The sequence below is a fragment of the Halochromatium sp. NSM3 genome (assembly GCF_059621085.1).
Genome location: NZ_JCAQIA010000004.1, coordinates 96863 through 118879, shown reverse-complemented (window position 1 = coordinate 118879; position 22017 = coordinate 96863). Strand labels below are relative to the sequence as shown.

Below are 22017 nucleotides of genomic sequence, written 5' to 3'. Positions count from 1 at the left end.
CGGTTGGGTCCAGTGAGAAAACGAAGAGCGAATTCGATGACAGCAACGGTTTTACAGCACGCCGCAGTTGCGGCCCTGCTTCTGGTCTCGGCCAGCAGCAACATCACGATGGCGGCGGAGATTGGCCCGGTCGAGGTGACGCAAGAAGATGGTCGGGTGCGGCTGGCACAAAACGGCCCGATGATCGAGATCGCAGCTCAGTTCGCAACGCTAAACGATCCAGAGCCGACGACGGCGGTGAATTCATCTGCCGCAGTCGAGGCCGCGAACCACTTCGTCGAACAACAGGTGCTGAGTCAGATCGAAGACTTTCGCGACGAGTACCAAGCCTTTCTCGCCGGGAACGACGGCGTTCACCTCGGCCCGCCTTGGGGGCTCTCGATCACCGTTGAACGGCTTTACGAAGGCCCCGCCTTCTGGACCCTGGACCTCGAAACCTACCATTTCACCGGCGGCGCTCATGGTGGGACCGAGAACCTTGCGTTGGTGCTGAACCGCGAGACCGGGGAGCCCATCCCGGCAGCCGCCCTCTTCAAGCCAGACAGCGACTGGCTGCAACGCCTTTCCGAGGCCAGCTACCAGGCGCTGATCCAGCGCGAGCCGTTCGAGCCCGATGACGATTGGCTAACACAGGGCACGGCACCTAAACCCGACAATTATCAGGTGCTCCTGCCGATTGCCGGGGGAATCGAGGTGGTCTTTGGCCAGTATCAAATCGGTCCCTATGCAATCGGCACCTCCCGCGTGCTACTGCCCTACTCCGAGCTAAGCGCCGTGCTGAACCCAACCGTATTCCCAAACCAGGAGCATTGAGCTGATGACGAACGCAAACGACAACGGAGACCACAACGCAGGCGTCTACAACGAGCTACCCACCAACGAGCAAGACCCGATCCTGAGCTGGCTGCACCGGGTAATGCGCGGCGCCGCCTATGTGCTTGCGATCGCGATGGTGATCGTCATCCTGGCCGGCGTGATCAGCGTCCTCCACACCATCTATCTGCATCTGGTGCAGCCGCCGTACTTCGTGATCCCGGACATCATCAAGACCTTCGGCGCCTTCCTCGCGCTCCTGATCGCCTACGAGATCTTCTCCAACATCAGACTGTACATCCGCTCCGATGTCTTTCCGCTAAAGCTCGTGGTCGCGACCGCGATCATGGCCATCGCGCGCAAGATCATCATCCTCGACATGGCCGAGCACGGCGCACTCGATCTCATCGGCATGGGCATCATCGTCGTTGGCCTTGGCATCACCTACTGGCTGATCTCACTGGCCGACAGCGACGCCAATCCCAAAGACCTAATGCCGGTCGCGGCCAGCGCACTCTTACCTGGCAGTAAGGCCAAACAGAAGAACGACTGATCCGGCGCAGATATGCGCCAGCCTCTGCCGAGCCCTTTGCCCTCGATCCAACACCAAAACGGAGTAACACATCATGCTGAACTGGGAAGATCCCCTTGCCAACGCCGGTCCAGTTCCTGTTGCGCGCAAACATCGACCACTGCATGATCCCGAGGCCTATGCGGAGGCCGAGACTGCCCGCACCCCACCGCAGCGCGACTCCCTAATCCAACCCCAGACCCACCCCCGATCCGAGGCTCGGTCCGAGACCGACGCCGACGCCCAGGCCGAAGGCGGCGCTACCGGCCTCGAGGATCTCGCGCTCGGCGCCGGGCGCATCCGCGTCGACGACAAGCGCATCATCAACTGCCACGCCGACCTCAACCAGCTCGTGCCCTTCAAGTACGACTGGGCCTGGCAGAAGTATCTCGACGCCTGCGCCAATCACTGGATGCCGCAAGAGATCAACATGAACGCCGACATCGCGTTCTGGAAGGACCCGAACGGCCTCACCGACGACGAGCGCACCATCATCAAGCGCAACCTCGGCTTCTTCTCCACCGCCGACTCGCTGGTCGCCAACAACCTGGTGCTCGCAGTCTACCGCCACATCACCAACCCCGAATGCCGCCAGTACCTGCTGCGCCAGGCCTTCGAGGAGGCGCTGCACACCCACGCCTATCAGTACGTGGTCGAGTCCCTGGGCCTAGACGAAGGCGAGATCTTCAACATGTACCGCGAGGTGCCCTCGGTCGCGCGCAAGGCCGAGTGGGCGCTGCCCTACACCCAATACCTGGCCGACCCTCACTTCCATACCGGCACGCAAGAGAACGATCAAAAGCTGCTGCGCGAGCTGGTCGCCTTCTACATCATCTTCGAGGGCCTCTTCTTCTACGTCGGCTTCGTGCAGGTACTGAGCATGGGCCGGCGCAACAAGATGACCTGCACCGCTGAGCAGTTCCAGTACATCCTGCGCGATGAGTCGATGCACATGAATTTCGGCATCGATGTGATCAATCAGATCAAGCTCGAGAACCCGCACCTGTGGACCGAAGACTTCAAACAGGAGCTGATCACCATGATCCGCGACGCGGTGCGGCTCGAGGCCGAGTATGCCCGGGAGACCATGCCGCGCGGTGTTCTTGGCCTCAACGCCACGATGTTCGAGGAATACCTGCAGTTCATCGCCAACCGCCGCTGCGCCCAGATTGGGCTGCCGGAGCAGTACGCAGATGTCGGCAACCCCTTCCCCTGGATGTCCGAGGTGCTGGACCTGAAAAAGGAGAAGAACTTCTTCGAGACCCGCGTGACCGAGTATCAGACCGGCGGAGCGCTGAGTTGGGATTGAACGCGGTTGCGGGAAGACTGATGCACCGCAACCGCAACGCGTGCGGCGTTACGCCGTAGCGCGGTGCGACAGAGCCGCTCAGTGCATTGCTGCGGCGCATCAGCCTCACATCAGCCTCAGGGTTGCCGGCATCAGGCCGTCTCTGGATTCCAAGCCTCAAACCGCCGCCCATCGAAGTGAAAGGCGACGAAATCCCCACGCCCCGGCTCGCGATCCCAGAACAGCCCCAACACCAGTCTCAGCGGCTCACGAAAATAGGTGCTGCCACTCTCGGTCTCCCCATCCGTGATCGGCTGATCCTGAAGCAGACTGTTTGGCGTCTCCTCATTCAGACCGATACGGTTGAGCAGTTCGCGGGAGGAGAGCGGACGTTCGTTGCGGGACATGGGCGACACCTCGTTAGTGGTTGAAAGGCGCCATTGAACCGCATCGATGCGACAGCCATTGTCCAACGACCTCGGCTATACTCGGTCCATGAGCGCTGCCTACCACGACCGCATCCAACGCCTGTGCCGGCTCGAGGCCGTGTTGCCGAAGCAGGGAACCAAACCCGCCGACTGTCTCGACGGTGCCCGCCTGCTCGACATCCTCAATCAAGCCTATGGCAACGGCAGCCCCTCCAGCCGCCGCCGCGCGCTGCAGCGCGACCTCGAGGTGCTAGTTTTTGATCGGGCAGGCGGTGCAGTTCGGCGGCGGCGCGCTCGGATAAGGGCGCGACCAGGGGGCGGCCGTTCTTGGTCTTGTTGACGGTGAGGGTCTTGGCGTCGAGGTCCACATCACGCCAGCGCAGCGCGCTCAGGTTGCCGACGCGAAGCCCGGTATGGAAGGCGAGGATGATGAGCGCGGGCAGGCGTTGCCAGCGGGTATCCAAGAGGCGCGCAACCTTCACCAGGCGCTCGACATCCTCGGGCCGAAGATAACGCTCGGGGTTGGGCCGCTCGGGACTCTTCTCGATGCCCTTGGTCGGGGGGATATGGGCGCGCGGGAGCAGGCGCAAGCGGCGCGCGTAGCGGTACAGGCTGCCCAGCTGGGTGATGTGGCGGTTGATGGTCGCGCCAGCCAGCGGCTTGCCGGCGGGCTGAGCCGCGCCATGGCGGCGCGGTTTTAGTCGGCCGCGTTCGGCGAGCGCGACCAGGGCGATATCGACATCGTCGGGGGTGATGTCGGCGAGTTTGCAGGGACCGAACCGCTCGCGCCAGAACGCCAGGCGCGAGAGGGTTGCTCGGTCAAACTCACGTGATGCCACATAGGCATCGATCAAGGCGTCGAGCGTCGCCATGGCAGTGTGTCCTCGTCATGCGGCACGCGTCACGATCAGAACCGTTTCTGATCGCCGTGGCGGCGCATTTTCCGAAGAACACCAGGAATTTGGAGCGGGAAACGAGACTCGAACTCGCGACCCCAACCTTGGCAAGGTTGTGCTCTACCAACTGAGCTATTCCCGCTAAGAGCCCTCTAGAATACCACCAAAAATCTCAGTGTCAAGCCCGCACGATATGCTCGGCGGGCTCGCGATAGCGCCCGCGCGTATCGACGATCAAGGGCGCATGCGCCTTGATCAGCTCGTAGTCGAAGCGATCATGGTCAGTCGCGAGCAACACGCAATCGGTCGCGGCCAAGTTCTCGGGCGTGAGCGGCACCGACTCCAGGTCGAAATCATGCTTGCGCATCGGTAGGAAGCGCGGCACGTGCGGATCGGAATAGCTGATCTCGGCGCCCCGCTCCTCCAGCAGTTCCATCAGCTCCATCGACGGCGACTCGCGCCGATCGTCGACGTTCTTCTTGTACGCAATGCCCAACACCAGAATGCGCGCGCCCTTGACCGCCTTGCCACGCTCGTTGAGCGCATCGGCCACCTTGCTCACCACCCACTTGGGCATGTTGGTGTTGACCTCGCCGGCCAGCTCGATGAATCGGGTACTGAGCCCGTACTCGCGCGCCTTCCAAGTCAGATAGAACGGATCAATGGGGATACAGTGGCCGCCGAGACCCGGCCCCGGATAATATGGCGTGAAGCCAAACGGCTTGGTGGCGGCGGCGTGGATCACCTCGTGGATGTCGATGCCCATGCGGTCGCAGACGATCTTCAGTTCGTTGACCAGGCCGATATTGACCGCGCGGTGAATATTCTCGAGCAGCTTGGTCATTTCTGCGGCGCGAGTGGAGCTGAGAGTGACAACCTGATCGATCACCTGCCCGTAGAGCGCCTCGCCGACCGCAGTGCAGGCCGGCGTGACGCCACCGAGCACCTTTGGGATGGTGCGTGTGTTGTACTTCGGGTTGCCTGGATCCTCGCGCTCCGGCGAGAACACCAAAAAAATCTCCTCGCCCACCGTCAGGCCCGTCGATTCCACGCGCGGGCGCAACTCCTCATCGGTGGTGCCGGGCCAGGTCGTGCTCTCCAGCGAGACCACCTGTCCGGCACGCAGATGCGGCACGATCGATTCAGTGGTCGCGATCACATAGCTGAGGTCTGGTTCGCGGTACTTGTTCAGTGGTGTCGGCACGCAGAGGATCAGCGCATCGCACTCGCTGGCGCGGCTGAAATCCGTGGTGGCGCTAAAGCCTTGGGTGAGCGCACCGGCAATCGACTCGGCGCAGATGTGCTCGATATAGGACTCGCCGGCGTTGAGCTTGTCGACCTTCTCGGCATCGATATCCAACCCCAACACCCGGTAGCCCACCTCGCTGAAACGCAGCATCAGCGGCAGGCCGACATACCCCAGCCCCAGGATGCCAATCACGGCTTGCCTGCTGTTCAGACGCTCGATCAGTTCCACGTTGAAGACTCCAAAGCAAAGCAGAAAAGAGGGATTGCGACGTGATGCTCGTACCGGCGCCGGATACGCAGCTTGGCGCGCTGATCCGGCCGAGCGCTGATCGGACGCGCCGCGTTGGCGTTCAGGTCCGTCAGCGCGCTGTGCGCGTTTAGTGCGGTATCGCTTGCTGTGCGTCGCCAAGGTGATCACGCAGCGCCTTTGCATAAGCCGCGCGCGCAGTCTGGCAGATCGCCAGCTGGCGCTTCAGATGCTCGATCTCCTGATCGGTCGCGCGCAGATTCACGATCTGATTGCGCGCCTCTTCAGAGAGTGCGCCGAGTTCGTAGTGAGCACCGTCGATGGTGATGGTCTGGTTCTCTTCAGCCATGAGGATCGTCTCCGTCTTAAGGTCAGTGGTGAATGTCAGTGGCGAATGGAGTCTGTCAGATGGTTCGCAGTATAGAGAACCAGGGTTGGCGATGTGAGAGTAGCGTATGCCCTCGACGGTGTCGGCTAGGGCGGCTGGGGCGGCTAGCTAGGTCGGTTAGGACTCGACTCGCCCCTCCGGCAAGCGCTCTTGAGCGCCTCGGCGATCCGCGCCTGTTCGGCGGGGGCTAGGTGCGGATGCATGGGGAGACTCATGATGTGGCTGGCGACGCCTGCGGCGACCGGCGTGCATTCGGGACAGCAATAGTGCGTATAGGCTGGCTGCTGGTTCATCGGCATCGGGTAGTGGACTGCGGTCGGGATGCCGACTGCTTTCAGTCGCGCTTGCACGGCATCTCGCTCCCGGACCAGCAGGCTGTATTGGGCAAAGACGCTGGTCCGGTCTGGTGCTGGCCAAGGAAGCACGCGATAGGGCTCGCGCAACGGCGCAAAGGTACCAAGCGGTTCTTCTTGGTTGCCGCTCTGGCTCTGGCTCTGGTTGGGTGCTTGGCGGCTATGAGCGGTGTTGACGCGCGCGCCCTCTTCATCCGCTAACCCGTGGTGATAGCGTCGGGCAACGGCTTGACGCTGGACGATGTCTTGGTCAAAGCGCCCAAGGTTGGCAAGCACGACGGCGCATTGCAGGCTGTCCATGCGCCCGCCGATGCCGATGCGGCCATGGATGTAGCGCGCGCTTTGGCCGTGGACACGGATCTCACGGCAGGCTTGGGCCAGTGCATCATCGCTGGTGAAGAGGGCGCCACCATCGCCATATCCCCCAAGCGGCTTGCTCGGGAAAAAACTGGTGCAGCCGATGGTGCTGAGATTCCCGCTCTTGCGGCCCTTGTAGTCAGCGCCGAAACTCTGCGCGGCATCTTCGATGACCGGAAGGCCGCCGTGGCGCGCGGCGATGGCATTGATCGCGTCCATATCGGCCGGCTGACCATACAGACTCACCGGCATGATGGCCTTGGTGTTGTCGCTGATCTTGGCCTCGATCAGGCGCGCGTCGATGTTGCAGGTCGCGGGCTCGATGTCGACGAAGACCGGCGTGGCGCCCACCAGCACAATCACCTCGACGGTGGCGACAAAGGTGAACGGCGTGGTGATGACCTCGTCGCCTGGCCCAATACCGAGCGCCATCAGACTGATCAACAACGCATCGGTGCCGCTGGCGGCGGTGATGCAGTGCTTGGCGCCAGTATAGTCCGCGAGGCGCTGCTCGAGTTCGGTGACCTCGGGGCCAAGGATGTATTGGCCGTGGTGGAGGACGCGATGGATGCCCCGCTCCAGCTCCGGGCGCAGGGCATCCTGCTGGGTCTTCAGGTCGACGAAGCCCATCGGTGCCGATGGCTCCGCCTCCCGCAGCCAGACGACAGCCTCCGAAGGCGACAGCTGAAGCAACGGGCTACCAGGGGTGTCCGGGGTGCCGGTCGTGTCGAAACGCTGATCGTTGGTGACGATGGCCGTCGGCCCCTGCAATGCGCTCGCCGCCCTGACGATTTGGGCATCTTCCAGGTCGTCATGGCGCAACAGCGCGGTGTCCTGATCGAAGCCAAAGGCACTCAGCGGCCGCAGCATTTCCAACAGGTGCACAAGCAAGCGCTTGACGGTTTCCGTCGCCTGCGCCGGCTCCATGCCTTCCCGCTTGAGTTGGCGATTGGCCAGGTACTGCAACACATGGAGACTTGGGCTCGCGACCCAGGTGAAGGCATCACCGCGTTCCCGGCTCGCGACAAGCGCGGCGATCTGCAGGAGCACATCCTCGGGCTGACGCTCCAGCCAGAGATCCAAGATGACGTTGGCATCGAAGACCAGATTTTTCATCGACTGTACTTGTCCGCCAAAGCCTCTGCGAGAGCGGCCTTGTCCTCCGCAGGGCTGGTCGCGGGTCGCGCCCTTGAGAAGGGGCCAAGTATGTGGCGGATGTCCGCTAGGGCTCGCGCACCCTCTTGGTGGCGATGATCCGCCGTGTCAATCGCCTCATCCGGCACCTCCACGATCACCGTCAAGGTGTCGCGTTTGAGCCGCAACGGCGTCTTGAATTCGAGTCGACCTTTGTCGTAGATAGCTTCGATGTGCATCCTTAGGGCCTCTTCGTCAGACTCGGCCAGGCCGCGCGCAGGTAGAGGGTCATCGACCAGAGCGTGAGCAATGCGGCGACATAGAGCAGGATCACGGCCGGCCAATAGAGCGGAAGGCCCAGGAACGGGCTGCCGAGGATCAGCAACACGATCGAGATCATCTGCAACGCGGTCTTGACCTTGCCCGCCATCGACACCTTTACCGTGGCACGCGCGCCGATCTCGGCCATCCACTCGCGCAGCGCCGAGACGGTGATCTCGCGGCCGATGATCACCGCCGCCGGCAGTGCGAGCAGGATGCTGGCCTCGGCCTGCACCAGCAGCACCAGCGCGACCGCCACCATGAGCTTGTCGGCCACTGGATCGAGGAACGCGCCGAGGGGCGAGGTCTGGTTCCAGCGCCGCGCCAGGTAGCCATCGAGCCAGTCGGTGATGGCAGCGACGGTAAAGATCAGGGCGCAGACCAGGCGCGCCCAGGGCACGGGCAAGTAGAACACCACCACGAAGACCGGAATCAGGACGATACGCAGTAGCGTGAGGATGTTCGGAATGTTCCACATGGCGAGTGACTACTCCATCAAGGCCGCGAGCTTCTCGGCGGTCGGCTGCTCGATCACCCCGCGCTCGGTGACGATCACATCGACCAGTTCGGCCGGCGTCACGTCGAACACCGGATTATGCGCCTCGACGCCCTCGGGGCCGAGGCGCGTGCCGCCGCAGCTCAACACTTCATCGGCGGCGCGCTCCTCGATCGGGATCTCGGCGCCGCTAGCGACGCTGACATCGATGGTCGAGGTCGGCGCGGCAACCATGAAGCGCACCCCATGATGACGCGCCAACACCGCCAGCATATAGGTGCCGATCTTGTTGCAGACATCGCCATTGGCGGCGATGCGGTCGGAGCCGACGATGACCCAGCCGATACCGCCGCGCGCCATCAGGCTAGCAGCGACGTTATCGGCCTGCAGCGTCACCGGAATGCCGGACTGTCGCAATTCCCAGGCCGTGAGGCGCGCGCCCTGCATCCAGGGGCGCGTCTCGTCGGCGTAGACGCGACCGATCTTGCCAGCGGCATACGCGCTGCGCACCACGCCAAGCGCGGTGCCATAGCCGCCCGTCGCCAGCGCGCCGGCGTTGCAATGGGTGATCACATCGGTACGCGCGCCGAGCAACGCTGCGCCGAGGTCGCCCATCGCCCGGTTGGCGGCGATATCGTCGCGGTGGATGCGCTCGGCCTCGGTCAGCAGCGCGGGCACCGGATCGAGCTGATCGAGCGCAGCCAGCAGGCGGCGCATGCGCGCGAGCGCCCAGAACAGATTGATCGCAGTCGGTCGCGCGGCGGCGAGCCGGTCGAGATCTTGCTCGACCCCGGCACGCCAGTCCGTCGGCGTGCGCTGGAAATGCTCGCGTGCCGAGAGCACCACCCCATAGGCGGCGGTGACACCGATCGCGGGCGCGCCGCGCACCACCATCGCTTTGATCGCGTGGGCGGTGTCCGCCGCCGTATGACAGGCCAGAAAGCGGATCTCGGCCGGTAGCGCGCGCTGGTCGAGGAGGAAGAGTCGATCATCGTGCCAGACGATCGCATTATCGGGATGGCCGACGAGTGCTTGCGGGGTTTCTCCGAGGGGCGTTTCCATGACGCGGGACCTTGTGGCAAAGTTCTCGCGCATTCTTTGCCTTTTTCGCGCATTGCTCAAGTGCCAGCACGCCGAGGATCCCGTATGCAAGCCGAGCTTCTGATTCATGCCGACTGGATTCTGCCCGTCGATGCCGCCGATCGCACGCTGGCACAGCACAGTCTGTGCATCGATCGCGGGCGCATCCGCGCGCTGCTGCCGCGTGCCGAGGCGGAGCAGCAGATCCAGGCCACACGGGTGTTGGAACTGCCCGGCCACGCGCTGATCCCGGGCTTGATCAATGCCCACACCCATGCGGCGATGACCCTGCTGCGCGGCCTGGCGGACGATCTGCCGCTGATGACCTGGCTGCACGAGCACATCTGGCCGGCCGAGGGGCGCTGGGTGGATACCGAGTTCGTCGCCGATGGCACGCGCCTGGCGGTGCTGGAGATGCTGCGCGGCGGCATCACCTGCTTCAACGACATGTATTTCTACCCCGAGGTCACCGCGCGCATCAGCGCCGAGGCGGGCATGCGCGTACTGGCCGGGATGATCGTGGTCGACCTGCCGACGCGCTATGCGCAAGACGCCGATGAGTATCTGCGCCGGGGCTTGGAATTGCATGAGCACTATCGCCATCATCCGCTCGCGCGCACCGGGTTTGCGCCGCATTCCACCTATGCGGTCTCCGAGGAACCGCTGGCGCGTATCCGCACGCTGAGCGATGAGCTGGAGGTCCAGGTGCACACCCATGTGCACGAGACGCGCGACGAAGTGGTGCAATCACTGCGCGCCCAGGGCGAGCGGCCGCTGGCGCGCCTGGACCGGCTCGGGCTGCTCGGGCCTCGGTTGATCGCGGTGCACATGACCCAGCTAGAGGATGAGGAGATTGCACGCGTGGCCAAGACCGGCGCCCATGTGGTGCATTGCCCGGAATCGAATCTGAAGCTCGCCAGCGGCTTCTGTCGCGTCGCCGACCTGCTCGCCGCCGGCGTCAACGTCGCGCTCGGCACCGATGGCGCGGCCAGCAATAACGATCTGAACCTGCTCGCGGAGATGCGCACCGCAGCCCTGTTGGCGAAAGGCGTCGCCGGTTCCGCCGCCGCCGTGCCCGCCGAAACGGCCTTGCGCATGGCCACCCTGAACGGCGCCAAGGCGCTCGGCATCGATGACGAGACCGGCTCGCTCGAAGTCGGCAAGGCGGCCGATGTGGTCGCGGTGGATCTCGGCAACCCGCATACGCAACCGCTCTACCATGCCTGCTCGCAGATGGTGTACGCGGCCAGCAGCAACCAGGTCCAGCAGGTCTGGATCGCCGGCCAGCAAGTGATTCGCGACGGCGAACCGCTCACCCTGGAGCCGGACAGCATCCTCGCCGCCGCGCAACGCTGGCGCGATCGCATTGCCGAGTCCGACCTTGAGTCCAAGGGCGAGCCCAACGTCGAGTCCAACGCCGAGCGCGAATAACAGCCACCCCATGAGCAACCCCAATCATTCCCTGTTCTGGATGCTGGTCTATCTGGCCCTGGTCGGCCTCTTGGTCGCTCTGCTGTTCGCACCGCTCCAGGAGGCCTTCCTCGCCAACTGGGGCTTCAACAGCCTGATCCTCGGCGTACTGGCGATCGGGCTGATCATCAATCTGCGTCATGTCCTGGTACTGCATCCCGAGATCGCCTGGATCAGGCATTTCCGTACCGGCAACATCGAGCTGCTGGAGGAACATCCGCAGCTGATGAAGCCGCTGGCCCGACATCTGCACGGGAGGCGCAAGGATCGCTTTCGGCTCTCGGCGCTGTCGCTGCGCACCGTGCTCGATGGCATCCGCGCCCGGCTCGACGAGTCGCGCGAAATCTCGCGCTATGTGATCGGGCTGCTGATCTTCCTCGGCCTGCTCGGCACCTTCTGGGGCCTGCTGGACACGGTCGGCTCGGTCGGGCGCGTGATCGCCGGGCTGGATGTCTCCGGCGGCGCCGTCGATGAGGTCTTCGCGACGCTCAAAGAGGGCCTCGAGGCACCGCTCGCCGGCATGGGCACCGCCTTCAGCTCGTCGCTGTTTGGTCTTGGAGGCTCGTTGATCCTGGGCTTCCTGGACCTGCAAGCCGGGCACGCGCAGAATCGCTTCTTCAACGACCTAGAGGAATGGCTCTCCGGCCTCACGCAGCTGATCGACGAGCCCGAGATGGGCGGAGCGGCAGCGCGTCAGGGGCCACTCGCGGTTGAAGCAGGAGCCGTCGCGAGTGCGGGGACCAACGCTGACACAGCCGCCTTGCTCGACGAACTTCGCGCTCAACGGCACGTGCTCGAGGCCCTGCTCGCCGCCCAGACGGATTCACGCGCGTCAGCACCCGACGCTCCAAAAGAAGTCGAAGCCACCCGCAGGTGCTAAACCCCAGTGTTCACCGGAATCCGCCGCAGCTCCCGCACCGTCAACGTTTGGCCGGGCTACGTCGACGCGCTCTCGGCGCTGTTGATGGTGGTGATCTTCGTGCTGCTGATCTTCACGCTGGCGCAGTTCCTGCTGCGTCAAGTAGTCTCGGATCAGGAATTCGCGCTCGATCTGCTCAGCAACCGACTCGCCGAGGTCAGCGAGGCCCTGGGCCTCAGTGAAGAGCGCGCCGAGGCGCTGAACGCGCAAGTGACCCTGTTTTCCGAACAGTTGGCCGAGGTCACCGACGAGCGCGACAGCCTGGCCGCAGCACGCGACAAGGACCAACTGCGTCTGCTCGCGCTGGATGCGCTGGTCGCCTCGCAGCAAGACGCGCTCGCGCAAGAACAGGCATTGACCGCCGAGCAGCGCGATCAGGTCGCCTTGCTCAATCTCCAGATCGCCGCCTTGCGCACCCAACTGCAGGAGGTCGCCGGGGCCTTGGCGGCGGCTGAGCGCGACAAGGCCGAGCAGGCCGAGGAGATCACCGATCTCGGCAAGCGCCTCAATCTGGTGCTGGCGCGACAGGTCAACGAACTCGAGCGCTATCGCTCCGAGTTCTTCGGCCGCGTCAAGGAGGCGCTGGGCGAGAATCCCGATGTGCGCATCACTGGGGATCGCTTCGTGTTCCAGTCCGAGCTGCTGTTTCCGTCCGGCGAAGCGGCTCTGAATCCCGCCGGTCGCACGCAGCTCGAGCAACTCGCCGAGACCTTGCTCGAGGTCGCCGAGCTGATCCCGGACGAGATCGACTGGGTGCTGCGCATCGACGGCCACACCGATCCGCAGCCGCTGCGCGAGGGACACCGCTACGCCTCGAATTGGGAACTCTCGACCGCGCGCGCGCTGTCGGTGGTCGAGTTCCTCGCCAGCCGCGGCCTACCGCCGGAGCGCATGATCGCGGCCGGCTTCGGCGAGCATCGCCCTGCGGTCGAAGGCGATGACCCCGCAGCCAATCGCCGCAACCGGCGCATCGAGATCAAGCTCACCAGCCCTTAACCAGAAACCGCGCACTCCGGTGCGCCATCAGGCCGCTGAGGAGCAGAGAGAGCAGCCAGCAGCGCGTTGAGCGGATTGTCGAGCATGCTCAGGCGCCAAGCAGCAGCGTCTTGGCGGCATTGATCTGGGCCGCCAGGTAGTCAGAGCCGCCTCGATCCGGGTGGAGTTTTTGCATCAGGCGACGATGCGCGGCGCGAATCTGCTCAGGCTCGGCCCCGGTGTCGAGACCAAGGATGGCGAGGGCGTCGTCGCGGGTCATCGCCCCAGCAGCGCCCTGCCCGCCCGAGCCGGAGGCCTCCCGTCCATCGCGAGCATCCCCATCCGCGCCGCCCTCGGCAGCCTGCTCGCGCCAATCCGGATGTTCGCGCTCCAGATAGGCCGTCAGCACCGCCACCGACTGCTCATCGTTGTCCTGGTAGAGTTCGTGCATGCGCAGCAGCTGGTCGAGGACCAACTCGGAGAGATGCCGGCCCTGGAACGGGCCTTCGCGCACCTCACCATCCATCGCGCCGCTCTCGTGATCGAGATTCATCGCCAGATAACGGGTGCGGATGGCGGAGCGCTGTCCGCTCTTGCCGCCGGCGCCCGCTGCGCCACCAAGTCCCCCACTGGGAATGCTCCCAGTCAGGCCACCGAGCCCGAGCGAGCGCAGCACCCGTTGCAACATCGGTAGCATGTGCAGCAGATGAAGGATGCGAAAGCCGACTGGAATCGCTGCAGCCAGCGCCGCAAAGATCGGGTTCAGGCGCCCACTGAGGGTGGCGATCACGAGCAGCCCAAGCCCCCCCCAGAGCGCGACGCGGCGCAGTACGCGCGCGACCTGCGTCGCTGGCGTGCGACTGAACCAGTAGAGAACCCACAACAGACCACCGACGAGGATCAGCAGAATCAGCAGCCGCGCCATTTCCCGGACTCCACCATCATCAATTCACTCGCCTCTCAGCTGCTGGGTCAGCCGCAGTACATCACCACCGCGCCGGCGACCAAAGTCAGCCAGCGCCTTACGGCCACCAGCGGCATAGACTGCGACCGCACTGAGAAGGTCCTTCAGTGTGCCTGGGCTAGAGGCATCGAACGGACACCAGGCGCCGCCGCTGAGGCGGGCAATCTCCTTCAGTGCACGCTCGGCGGTGGGGTCGTGCCCTTCCTGGAACACGAACGCGGGCACCCCAAGCAACCCGAGCTGGCCCGCACGCTCGGCCAGACCATCGAGCGGCTCCTCGACGCAATCGCCGACAAACACCAGCGCATTGACGCGTTGGCGCTCGGTCTCGGCAAGGGCATGATCAAGCACACGGCCGATCTGGGTGATGCCAGCCGCGCAGCGTACCGCCGTCATGCGCGGCAACAGCTGATCCGCGTTCTGGCACCAAGGCGACGCATGCAGCTCTTGAAAACCACGGTAATGGACAAGCTGCACATCGAGTCCGCCGAGGTCGCGCGTCTCTTGGAACATCGCCGCCTGGATAGCCGCAGCGCGGTCCCAGCTCGGCTCGCGGCTGGCGGTGGCATCCATCGCGAAGATTAGACGCCCGCGCGCTCCCGCCGGTGTGCACTTCGGCGCTGCCGCCACCTGCGCCAAGAAGGCATCAACCTCGGTGCGGCTCGACGATTTCTCCAGTGCTGTGCGCGAACGACTCATGCTCTCAGTATCGGTGCTTTGGTCCCCGCTTTCCAGCCTCTCACCGCTCAAAGGGAGCCCTGCGAACAGCGGCCGCGCGACGATGGACCACAGATCGCCTGGGGGCACGCGCGGCAGCCGCGCCCAGTGTGGCGCCAATAGCAAACCGCCCGCCGCCGCAAGCAGCAATACCAATGCGGCAATCGCCGCCAACGGCTGCGGAGCGGGCATCAGCAAGGCCCAAACGGCGGCACCTAGAACGAGCACGAGTGGCAGCCCCGCCCTGCGCCCGGCCCTGCGCACAGGCACCACCGCATCGCCCCGCTGGCCGTTCCAGAGCATGTGCCCGATGAGCAGCCCGAACAACAGATACGCACTCATCACCACCGGCATGCGCGCATCCACCGCGAACGCGCTGAGCATTGCCAGCAGCGCATCGGCGAGCAAGAACACCGCGAAGCCGGGGATCGACCACTCCAGCCAAGACTGACGCGCCGCCGGAGAAGCGCCCTGCGCCAGAAGCGCGGCCAACGCGAGCCCAGCCTGACCGAGCGCCATCGCCGCTACGCTCTCATCGATCGCTCCGCGCGGGCCCGCCGCGCTACCGGCAACGCTCAGCAACACCAGCCAGAGCCCGCCGAGGGTGCTGATCGCATAACCGAGCAAGGCCCGCCGCCCGCCTTGCAGCATCCCTAGCATCACGGCCCCCCCCATGCCAGCCAGCCCGACCCAGGCCAGGATTATCGCGCCCGCGCCCAAGCCCGTACCCGGCGTCGTGCCCGGCGCCAGCAACCGCAGCCAGGGCAGCAGACCAGCACCGACGACGAAACCGATCAGCATCGGGCTCAGCTCGACCGCCGTGCCGGAGAGCATCCGTGGCAGCCAGACATGCAGACCGAAGAGCGCCGCCTTGGCACCAAAGCCGAGCAACGTCAGCAGTAACAACACCGCGCTCGCGCCGATCGCGGCACTGGGCGCGGCCCCGGAGGCCAGACTCAGCCCGCTGCCGCCCTTCATCAGCAGCAACAGCAACTCGAACAGCAGCAGATCGCCGAGCACCAGCAACACCACCAAGGCCCGCGCGCCCGGCTGCCGGGCCGCAAGGCCATAGAGCGCATAGCCGCTGACCGTCGAGGCGAGCAGGAAGACCATCAGGTTGCCAGCCACCGCCAGCGCGAAGCAGCCGCTCATCGCCAGCAAAAACAGCAGCGCCGGGCCACGGCGACGCAGCCGCGCGCCCGCCTGCCAGCCGGCGGCCAGCCACAACAGCGCCAACAGCACCAGGAACGCTCGCCCGATGGGGTCGATCATCAGGCTGCTGCCAAGCAACAGTTCTGGCAGCAACAGCTCCATCTCCGGCGCGCCCAGACCGGCCAGCAGTGCCGGCAGCCCCGCCCAGGGTGCCAACGCGCCGATCATCCCAACCCATCGCGGAAACGCCAGCAGGCCGGCCAGTAGCAAGGGCGTAACCACGACCAGCAACGGCGCCCACTGACCCAGGATCGCCAGCAGCGAGGCGGCGCTCATGGCCGATAGAACTCACGCTCGGCGATCAGCCGCGCCCATTCCAAGGGCGTGAAGGGCATGGACGCAAACAGGCCGATCAGCAGCGAGAGCACAGCCGTGATCAGCGGCGGCAACAGCAGCAGCCACGCGGTTTCCTTGCCGCCGAAATCACGCTCCTCGGGCCAGGCTGCGGGCGGCTCGCAGAACCAGGCCCGGTGCAGGATCGGCAGGAAATAGGCCGCATTCAGCAGACTGCTGGCGGCGAGCACGAACAGCGGCCAATGCAGACCGGCCTCGAGCCCGCCGAGGCCGAGGTACCACTTGCTGATAAAGCCGGCCACCGGCGGCAGCCCGATCATGCCGAACACACCGATGGTGAAGGCAAGCATGGTCCAGGGCATGCGCCGGCCGACCCCATTCATTTCACTGACCTTATGGATACCCAGGGTCTCGGCGAGGTTACCGGCGCAGAAGAACAGGGTGATCTTCATCACCCCCTGATGCACCAGATGCACCAGACCGCCCACCGTCGCCAAGGGGCCAACGATGGCGACCCCGAGCACGATGTAGGAGACCTGGCTCACCGTGGAGAAGGCCAGCCGCCGCTTGAGGTTGTCCTGAAACAGCGCACGCGCCGAGCCGTAGAGGATGGTGAACGCCGCCACCAGCGCCAGCGGCCCGGTGACGCCCAGTTCGGCCGCGACCTCGACGCCGAACACATCGTAGACGATGAGCACGATGCCAAAGGCACCCGCCTTCACCACCGCCACCGCATGCAGCAGCGCGCTCACCGGCGCCGGCGCCACCATCGCTCGTGGCAGCCAACTCTGCAAGGGCACCAACGCCGCCTTGACGCCAACGCCGATGATCAGCAGCACGAAGATCGCCACCAGCGACCAACGATGGCTGTCGACGACATCGGCGACGAACCCCCGGGTCGCGAAGGTCAGGGTGCCGGTGAGCGTATACAGCCAGACGGTGCCCGCTAGCAACAGCGCCCCGGCGATCACGGTATGGGCCAGATAGACCTGCCCAGCGCGGCGCGCCTCCTCGGTGCCGCGATGCACCACCAGCGGATAGGTGGTCAGCGTCAGCAGCTCGAAGAAGAGCAGAAAGGTGAGCAGATTCCCCGCCATCGCCACACCAACGGTGGCGGTGACGCAGAGGCTGAAAAAGCCGAAGAAGCGGCTGCGATTGGGCGAGTTTTCCAGGTAGCCGATGGCATACAGGGTGGTCAGCAGCCAGAGCCCGGCCGAGAGCACCAGAAACAACAGCGACAGCGGTCGCACCCGCAGTACCAAGTCCAGCCCCGGCAGCAGCGGCAGGCTGGCCGCGTACTGCTGTTGATGGAACACGCCCCAGAGCATCGCGCCGACCAGCGCCAGCTTGACCAAGGCGCCGGTCAGGTTCAGCAGCGTGCGGGTCCAATAGCGCCGCTCGGCGAGGAAGAAGATCAGCAGACCGGGCAGCAGCGAGCTGGCCAACGCCAGCAGCGGCAGCCAGGCATTCGGTGGCAGGGTTGCGTCAAGCGTTGGCGTCATGGCGCTGCCCCGGCCCCTGCTCCTGTGCCTATTCCTGCTCCTGCTTCCACCACGCTCAATCCCTCCGCGACGGCGGCTGGTATCGCTCCAATCTCCGCGACAGCCCCCGTACTGATCTCTGCAACGGAGAGGCCAAATGGCGCGCCGATTTCGAGCAGCGGCCAGAGCCAGGGCGCGGCGAAGCCGAGCAGGATGGCGCCGAACGCCAGCAGCAAGGCGCTCCATTGCATCGCCAGCGGCACCGTCTCGCCTTCCTGAGCGATCTCGGTCGGGGTGAAGGCGTAACCGACCACCTTGAACACATAGCCGGCGGCCAGCACTCCGCCTAACAGCACCACGATCGCCAGCTCCCAGCGACCCTGGGTAAAGGCAGCCTCGAGCAACAGCCACTTACCGATGAAACCACCGCTCGGCGGCAGCCCGATGATGCTGACCCCGGCGAGCACAAAGGCCGTCAGCGTCAATGGCAACCGCTGCACCGCGCGATCGAGATCGGCGATGCGGTCATGGCCAGCAAAGTGGAGCAAGCCGCCAGCGCTGAGAAACATCGCGGCCTTGGCCAAGCCGTGCGCCAGCGCCAGATACAGCACTGCGTGCCAAGCCCCCTCGCCAACCTGAACGCCGGTCAGCGGAAAGGCCAGGAACAGATAGCCGATCTGCGCCACGGTCGAATAGGCGATCAACAGCTTCAGCCGCCGCTGGCGCAGCGCCTGTGCCGAGCCCCAGAGCACCGCTGTGGCGCCGAGTAGCCCCAGCAACTCCGGCAGCAGCGCCGACAGCAACCCGCCAAGCCCGCTGAACAGGTCCAGCCACAGGCGCAACAGCAGATAGAACGAAGCCTTGATCACCAACGCCGAGAGTATGGCGCTCACCGGCGCCGGAGCGCTGCCGTGCGCCGGCGGCAGCCAAAAGTGGAACGGCCACAAGGCCGTCTTCAGCAACAAGCCGGCCATCATCACCAGCAGCGCGGCAGAGGCAACCGCACCGGCCTCGATGCGCTCGCCAAGCAGAGCGATATCGACGGTGCCATAGCCGTGATAGAGCAAGGCCACGCCGAGCAGATAGGCCGCCGAGCCGAGCAAACTGACAAACAGATAGCGCATGGCCGCGTTCAGCGCCGCTGCACTGCCGCTGAGCGCGGTCAGCGCCGCCGCCGACAGCCCCAGCACCTCGAGCATGACATACAGATTGAACAGATCCGCCGACAGATAGAGCCCGTTCAGCGCCGTCCAGAGCAGCAGCCAGAGCGACCAGAACCAACGCCGCTGGGTGGGATGCTCGACGAAGTACGCCGAAGCGAAGACGCTGACGCCAAGCCCGACCAGCGCCGTCATCAAGAGCAGGATCGCGCTCAGTCCATCCGCCGAGAGATCGATGCCAAGCGGCGCTCCCCAAGCGCCGACCGCCACCCGTAACGGCCCGTTGCCGAGCAGGCCGTGCACCATGCCCAGGGTTGCGAGCAGGATCAGTGCTGCGGCCAGCAGCCCCAGCCAGCCGGCGGCGCGGGGCACGAGAAAGCAGGCCAAGGCGGCTAACAGCGGCACAAACACCAGTGCGGTGGCCCAATCGGCGTCACTCAACGGCATGGGCATTACGCTCGTCCTCGCCTGAGCATCGGCATCGGCATCGGCATCGGCATCGGCATCATGCTCGTGCTCACGCTCGCCAAAGCATCGGCATCGCGCTAGTCCTCGTCGCCGTCGCCGTCGTCGCCGAGCCGGGTGCGGCCCGTCGCCGAGCGCAGCGCCTGGATCATCGCCAGCGCCAGTGCGGTCGCCGCCACCGCCACCACGATCCCGGTCAGCACCATCGCCTGCGGCACCGGGTCCGGCTCGGCGCCGGGCGCCCGTCGCGCCAGCCCGGCCAAGAGCAAGAAGATGCCGCTACTGATGACGTTAAAGGCCAGCACCTTGCGCAGTAGATGCCGCTGCACCAGCAGCGCATAGAGCCCGAGCACGATCAGCCCGACCCCGGCCAACGCAAACACCAACACCGAGGTCATGGTCGCCCACCGATGAACAACGCCGCCAGGATGGCGCCGATCGACAGCGTCGCGGCCAGTTCGATGGTCAGGATCGCAGGCTTCGCCCAGCCCGGTGGATAACCGAGTAGCGGCTGGCCGAAGGCCATGACGGCCAGACCAATGCACGCGAACACCGCCACACCGAGCACCAGTACCAGCCGCAACGGCCAGCCGGTCGCGCGCGGCAGCACCCGCCAACCGCTCAGACGCAGCAGCACGCCAGCGGCCCCCAGCACCGAGCCGGCCTGAAACGCCCCACCGGGCGCGTGCGCGCCGACCCAGACCAGATAGGCCGCGACCAGGATCATCAACGGTGCCAGCAGCCGACTGAGCGCCGCCAGCGCCGGCTCCGTTTCCGGCTCCTCGTCGCCCAGATGCGGCGCGGTCGACAACGACCAGACCCCGATCAGCGCCAGCAACAGCACCGCCAGCTCGAGCAGGGTGTCGTAGCCACGAAAGTTGAGCAGCACGGCGGTGACCGGATAGGCGACGCCAGACTCCTCGAGCCGCGCGTCGACCAGGTCAGCGAGCCCCGGCGCCGGCAGCCACAGCTCCCAGACCACCAAGCCGAGTCCCACCAAGGGCGCGAGCAGCAGCAGAGCGAGCACGATCCGCAGTGCAATTGGCGCCGCGCTGCCTGCCTCATCCATCGCGGCGTTGGCGGTAAGCTCCGGCTTGGACGCTGACTGGGGCTGCGGCTTGGACTCCGGCTCCAGCTCACGCTCGGGATGGGGCTTGACCTCGGGCTCGGCAAGCGCCCGCGAGCCCCCTTGCCAATCGCCCTCTTGCTCGGCCGAGGCATCCGCCGTTTCAGCCTCGGCTGACTGCAGCTTGGCCAGCGCCGCAAGCAGCAATGCACCGGTGACACCAGCACCGAGCGCGATCTCGGCGAGCGCGATATCGACCGCATCCAGCCGCACCCAGATCAGCCCCAACACCAGCCCAAGGGCGATGAACAGCACCACGGCGCGAAACAGGTCCGGGCTGCTGAGCGCGCGCCAGGCCAGCCACAGCAGCGTGAGCGCCAGCACCAGATCAATCGCCAGCGGCAGCAGGTTCAACCCCGCCACGGCGCGATCCCCTTGCCTTGCGCCCAGCTCGCGACCAGTTGGCCGGCTGTCGCCGAGGCGGCCAGCAACAGCAGCCAGATGAACAGCAGCTTGCCGGCTGCAGCCAGGGATTCGGCCTGCAGCATCAGCCCCAGTACCATTAGCCCCAGCCCCAGATTGTCGGCCTTGGTCAACGCATGCAGGCGCGTGTAGACATCCGGGAAGCGCAACAGTCCCAGGGTTCCGGCCAGGAAGAAGACGGCGCCAGCGACCAGGAAGAACGCCGACAGACTAACGAGCATGCCCGTCTCCTGCTGGGTCTCCCGCTGAGCCTCCTGCTGAGCTTCCCGCTGGCTCGCCGCCGCCGGCGGGCCCTTCGCTGGCAGCAATCTTGATGGCGCGCGCCTCGGCTGAAATCGCCTCCTCCTTGGTCACCGCCTCATCCATAGCCACGGCATGCTTAGGCACAGGCGCAGGCACCGCGATGCCCGCCCGACGCGTGAAGGCCGTCACCGTGATCGCCGCCAGCAGCGCCAGCACCAGCGCCACATCACGCAACGCCGGTACCGCAGAGACCTCGGCCAGCAACAGCAGGATGGCGGTCGCGGTGGTGCCGAACAGCTGTGCCGCCAGCATACGATCCGCTGCGGTCGGCCCGCGACGGATGCGCCACAGCCCGGCCACCAGCGTCAGCAGCAGGAACAGGATCAGCGCGAAGTAGAGGGTATGCATCGAGTGCGTCCGTCCATCAGACATCCATCAAAAACCGGGAATGCGGTAGAGCGCGCCAATGCGCTGTTCCAACCGCTCGAGATCCTGATGCCAATGGCCGCGCCGGTCGAGCACATGCACCCGCAAGCGGCCGGCGCAGATCACCGCCAGCGTGCCTGGCATCAGGCTCACCAGGCCGGACATCAGGACCGTCGCCGGGCCCGGTGGCAGACGCAGCGGATAGTCGATTAGATCGGGTGTCAGCGGCAATCGCCAGCGGAAGGCACGCAGCGCCACATCGACCCCGCCCAGCAACGAATGCCAGAGAAAGAAGCCGATCAGGCGCAGCAGGGCCAACGGCGCGATAGGCTGCAATGGCCCATCGCCTGTACGCGCGCGAAAGCGCGCCAGGGTACTGAGCAGCGCGGCGATGATGACGAAGGGCGCGCCGAACAGCAGCGCGGCCTGCTGGCCGGTGGTCAGCAGCCACCACAGCAAGGCAAAGACCAGCAATCGCCAAGCGAGCGCCGTGGCAAATGCCACCGCAGGAACAGGCATCCA

23 protein-coding genes and 1 tRNA gene are annotated in these 22017 nt (G+C 65.4%); 6 read left to right on the top strand and 18 right to left on the bottom strand.

What is annotated here, in order from left to right; all coding sequences use genetic code 11:
• Positions 1-36: 36 nt before the first annotated feature.
• The 3 genes from AC54T3_RS03155 (at position 37) to AC54T3_RS03145 (ending at position 2693) form a co-directional block, all read left to right on the top strand.
• Positions 37-813: a DUF3298 and DUF4163 domain-containing protein gene (locus AC54T3_RS03155; RefSeq protein ID WP_496622255.1), complete on the top strand. Its 777-nt coding sequence runs from the start codon at positions 37-39 to the stop codon at positions 811-813.
• Positions 814-817: 4 nt separating this feature from the next.
• A complete protein-coding gene (locus AC54T3_RS03150) occupies positions 818-1366 on the top strand; it encodes a phosphate-starvation-inducible PsiE family protein (protein ID WP_496622254.1) in 549 nt (182 codons plus the stop codon).
• Between the two features lie 73 nt (positions 1367-1439).
• The gene (locus AC54T3_RS03145; protein WP_496622252.1) at positions 1440-2693 is read left to right on the top strand and encodes a ribonucleotide-diphosphate reductase subunit beta; all 1254 of its coding nucleotides are present in this window, start codon (positions 1440-1442) and stop codon (positions 2691-2693) included.
• A gap of 131 nt (positions 2694-2824) precedes the next feature.
• Here the strand turns inward: AC54T3_RS03145 and AC54T3_RS03140 are convergent, their stop codons facing one another.
• From AC54T3_RS03140 to mtnA, 9 genes are all read right to left on the bottom strand, one after another.
• The gene (locus AC54T3_RS03140; RefSeq protein ID WP_496622251.1) at positions 2825-3079 is read right to left on the bottom strand and encodes a hypothetical protein; all 255 of its coding nucleotides are present in this window, start codon (positions 3077-3079) and stop codon (positions 2825-2827) included.
• Between the two features lie 203 nt (positions 3080-3282).
• Positions 3283-3972, bottom strand: a complete 690-nt coding sequence (locus AC54T3_RS03135; protein ID WP_496622250.1) for a tyrosine-type recombinase/integrase — start codon at positions 3970-3972, stop codon at positions 3283-3285.
• 90 nt (positions 3973-4062) lie between these two features.
• Positions 4063-4138 (bottom strand) — tRNA-Gly (locus AC54T3_RS03130).
• A 36-nt stretch (positions 4139-4174) separates the two neighbouring features.
• Positions 4175-5473 carry a nucleotide sugar dehydrogenase gene (locus tag AC54T3_RS03125; RefSeq protein WP_496622249.1) on the bottom strand — a complete coding sequence of 433 codons (1299 nt, stop codon included), beginning with the start codon at positions 5471-5473 and terminating at the stop codon, positions 4175-4177.
• 148 nt (positions 5474-5621) lie between these two features.
• Entirely contained in the window at positions 5622-5840 is a 219-nt protein-coding gene (locus AC54T3_RS03120) for a DUF6447 family protein (protein ID WP_496622248.1), read from the bottom strand.
• Between the two features lie 143 nt (positions 5841-5983).
• Positions 5984-7705: an aminotransferase class I/II-fold pyridoxal phosphate-dependent enzyme gene (locus tag AC54T3_RS03115; RefSeq protein ID WP_496622246.1), complete on the bottom strand. Its 1722-nt coding sequence runs from the start codon at positions 7703-7705 to the stop codon at positions 5984-5986.
• On the bottom strand, positions 7702-7962 hold the full coding sequence (locus tag AC54T3_RS03110; protein ID WP_496622245.1) for a hypothetical protein: 261 nt from the start codon (positions 7960-7962) through the stop codon (positions 7702-7704). Before AC54T3_RS03110 ends, AC54T3_RS03115 begins: the two co-directional genes overlap by 4 nt.
• 2 nt (positions 7963-7964) lie before the next feature.
• Positions 7965-8522, bottom strand: a complete 558-nt coding sequence (gene pgsA, locus AC54T3_RS03105) for a CDP-diacylglycerol--glycerol-3-phosphate 3-phosphatidyltransferase (RefSeq protein ID WP_496622243.1) — start codon at positions 8520-8522, stop codon at positions 7965-7967.
• A 9-nt stretch (positions 8523-8531) separates the two neighbouring features.
• Complete coding sequence (mtnA, locus tag AC54T3_RS03100; protein ID WP_496622242.1) at positions 8532-9602, bottom strand: S-methyl-5-thioribose-1-phosphate isomerase; 1071 nt, start codon at positions 9600-9602, stop codon at positions 8532-8534.
• 84 nt (positions 9603-9686) lie between these two features.
• Between mtnA and AC54T3_RS03095 the strand changes: the two genes are divergently transcribed.
• The 3 genes from AC54T3_RS03095 to AC54T3_RS03085 are packed head-to-tail and all read left to right on the top strand — an operon-like array spanning position 9687 to position 13005.
• Positions 9687-11051, top strand: a complete 1365-nt coding sequence (locus AC54T3_RS03095) for a TRZ/ATZ family hydrolase (protein WP_496622240.1) — start codon at positions 9687-9689, stop codon at positions 11049-11051.
• 10 nt (positions 11052-11061) lie between these two features.
• Positions 11062-11970 (top strand): flagellar motor protein MotA, encoded by a 909-nt coding sequence (locus tag AC54T3_RS03090; RefSeq protein ID WP_496622239.1) that lies wholly within the window; start codon positions 11062-11064, stop codon positions 11968-11970.
• A 6-nt stretch (positions 11971-11976) separates the two neighbouring features.
• Positions 11977-13005, top strand: a complete 1029-nt coding sequence (locus AC54T3_RS03085) for a peptidoglycan -binding protein (RefSeq protein WP_496622237.1) — start codon at positions 11977-11979, stop codon at positions 13003-13005.
• Positions 13006-13093: 88 nt separating this feature from the next.
• Here the strand turns inward: AC54T3_RS03085 and AC54T3_RS03080 are convergent, their stop codons facing one another.
• The 9 genes from AC54T3_RS03080 to AC54T3_RS03040 all read right to left on the bottom strand — a co-directional run bounded on the left by AC54T3_RS03080 (position 13094) and on the right by AC54T3_RS03040 (position 22014).
• The gene (locus AC54T3_RS03080) at positions 13094-13909 is read right to left on the bottom strand and encodes a J domain-containing protein (RefSeq protein WP_496622235.1); all 816 of its coding nucleotides are present in this window, start codon (positions 13907-13909) and stop codon (positions 13094-13096) included.
• 24 nt (positions 13910-13933) lie between these two features.
• On the bottom strand, positions 13934-16153 hold the full coding sequence (locus tag AC54T3_RS03075) for a hypothetical protein (protein ID WP_496622234.1): 2220 nt from the start codon (positions 16151-16153) through the stop codon (positions 13934-13936).
• Positions 16150-17673 (bottom strand): complex I subunit 5 family protein, encoded by a 1524-nt coding sequence (locus AC54T3_RS03070; RefSeq protein WP_496622233.1) that lies wholly within the window; start codon positions 17671-17673, stop codon positions 16150-16152. Before AC54T3_RS03070 ends, AC54T3_RS03075 begins: the two co-directional genes overlap by 4 nt.
• Positions 17670-19265 carry a complex I subunit 5 family protein gene (locus AC54T3_RS03065; protein ID WP_496622231.1) on the bottom strand — a complete coding sequence of 532 codons (1596 nt, stop codon included), beginning with the start codon at positions 19263-19265 and terminating at the stop codon, positions 17670-17672. Before AC54T3_RS03065 ends, AC54T3_RS03070 begins: the two co-directional genes overlap by 4 nt.
• A gap of 92 nt (positions 19266-19357) precedes the next feature.
• On the bottom strand, positions 19358-19675 hold the full coding sequence (locus AC54T3_RS03060) for an NADH-quinone oxidoreductase subunit K (RefSeq protein ID WP_496622230.1): 318 nt from the start codon (positions 19673-19675) through the stop codon (positions 19358-19360).
• On the bottom strand, positions 19672-20766 hold the full coding sequence (locus AC54T3_RS03055) for a hydrogenase subunit MbhD domain-containing protein (RefSeq protein WP_496622229.1): 1095 nt from the start codon (positions 20764-20766) through the stop codon (positions 19672-19674). The genes AC54T3_RS03060 and AC54T3_RS03055 overlap by 4 nt, the downstream gene beginning before the upstream one ends.
• Positions 20754-21047, bottom strand: coding sequence for a monovalent cation/H(+) antiporter subunit G (gene mnhG / locus AC54T3_RS03050; protein ID WP_496622227.1), 294 nt, complete (start codon positions 21045-21047; stop codon positions 20754-20756). Before mnhG ends, AC54T3_RS03055 begins: the two co-directional genes overlap by 13 nt.
• A complete protein-coding gene (locus AC54T3_RS03045; protein WP_496622225.1) occupies positions 21037-21477 on the bottom strand; it encodes an MrpF/PhaF family protein in 441 nt (146 codons plus the stop codon). Before AC54T3_RS03045 ends, mnhG begins: the two co-directional genes overlap by 11 nt.
• A gap of 27 nt (positions 21478-21504) precedes the next feature.
• Entirely contained in the window at positions 21505-22014 is a 510-nt protein-coding gene (locus tag AC54T3_RS03040; protein WP_496622224.1) for a Na+/H+ antiporter subunit E, read from the bottom strand.
• Positions 22015-22017: the final 3 nt, after the last annotated feature.

Excerpts from the sequence above, each read along its gene's own strand:
- AC54T3_RS03155 (WP_496622255.1), top strand. The coding sequence starts at position 37 with ATGACAGCAACGGTTTTACAGCACGCCGCAGTTGCGGCCCTGCTTCTG.
- AC54T3_RS03150 (WP_496622254.1), top strand. The coding sequence starts at position 818 with ATGACGAACGCAAACGACAACGGAGACCACAACGCAGGCGTCTACAAC.
- AC54T3_RS03145 (WP_496622252.1), top strand. The coding sequence starts at position 1,440 with ATGCTGAACTGGGAAGATCCCCTTGCCAACGCCGGTCCAGTTCCTGTT.
- AC54T3_RS03140 (WP_496622251.1), bottom strand. The coding sequence starts at position 3,079 with ATGTCCCGCAACGAACGTCCGCTCTCCTCCCGCGAACTGCTCAACCGT.
- AC54T3_RS03135 (WP_496622250.1), bottom strand. The coding sequence starts at position 3,972 with ATGGCGACGCTCGACGCCTTGATCGATGCCTATGTGGCATCACGTGAG.
- AC54T3_RS03120 (WP_496622248.1), bottom strand. The coding sequence starts at position 5,840 with ATGGCTGAAGAGAACCAGACCATCACCATCGACGGTGCTCACTACGAA.
- AC54T3_RS03115 (WP_496622246.1), bottom strand. The coding sequence starts at position 7,705 with ATGAAAAATCTGGTCTTCGATGCCAACGTCATCTTGGATCTCTGGCTG.
- AC54T3_RS03110 (WP_496622245.1), bottom strand. The coding sequence starts at position 7,962 with ATGCACATCGAAGCTATCTACGACAAAGGTCGACTCGAATTCAAGACG.
- pgsA (WP_496622243.1), bottom strand. The coding sequence starts at position 8,522 with ATGTGGAACATTCCGAACATCCTCACGCTACTGCGTATCGTCCTGATT.
- mtnA (WP_496622242.1), bottom strand. The coding sequence starts at position 9,602 with ATGGAAACGCCCCTCGGAGAAACCCCGCAAGCACTCGTCGGCCATCCC.
- AC54T3_RS03095 (WP_496622240.1), top strand. The coding sequence starts at position 9,687 with ATGCAAGCCGAGCTTCTGATTCATGCCGACTGGATTCTGCCCGTCGAT.
- AC54T3_RS03090 (WP_496622239.1), top strand. The coding sequence starts at position 11,062 with ATGAGCAACCCCAATCATTCCCTGTTCTGGATGCTGGTCTATCTGGCC.
- AC54T3_RS03080 (WP_496622235.1), bottom strand. The coding sequence starts at position 13,909 with ATGGCGCGGCTGCTGATTCTGCTGATCCTCGTCGGTGGTCTGTTGTGG.
- AC54T3_RS03075 (WP_496622234.1), bottom strand. The coding sequence starts at position 16,153 with ATGAGCGCCGCCTCGCTGCTGGCGATCCTGGGTCAGTGGGCGCCGTTG.
- AC54T3_RS03070 (WP_496622233.1), bottom strand. The coding sequence starts at position 17,673 with ATGACGCCAACGCTTGACGCAACCCTGCCACCGAATGCCTGGCTGCCG.
- AC54T3_RS03065 (WP_496622231.1), bottom strand. The coding sequence starts at position 19,265 with ATGCCCATGCCGTTGAGTGACGCCGATTGGGCCACCGCACTGGTGTTT.
- AC54T3_RS03060 (WP_496622230.1), bottom strand. The coding sequence starts at position 19,675 with ATGACCTCGGTGTTGGTGTTTGCGTTGGCCGGGGTCGGGCTGATCGTG.
- mnhG (WP_496622227.1), bottom strand. The coding sequence starts at position 21,047 with ATGCTCGTTAGTCTGTCGGCGTTCTTCCTGGTCGCTGGCGCCGTCTTC.
- AC54T3_RS03045 (WP_496622225.1), bottom strand. The coding sequence starts at position 21,477 with ATGCATACCCTCTACTTCGCGCTGATCCTGTTCCTGCTGCTGACGCTG.
- AC54T3_RS03040 (WP_496622224.1), bottom strand. The coding sequence starts at position 22,014 with ATGCCTGTTCCTGCGGTGGCATTTGCCACGGCGCTCGCTTGGCGATTG.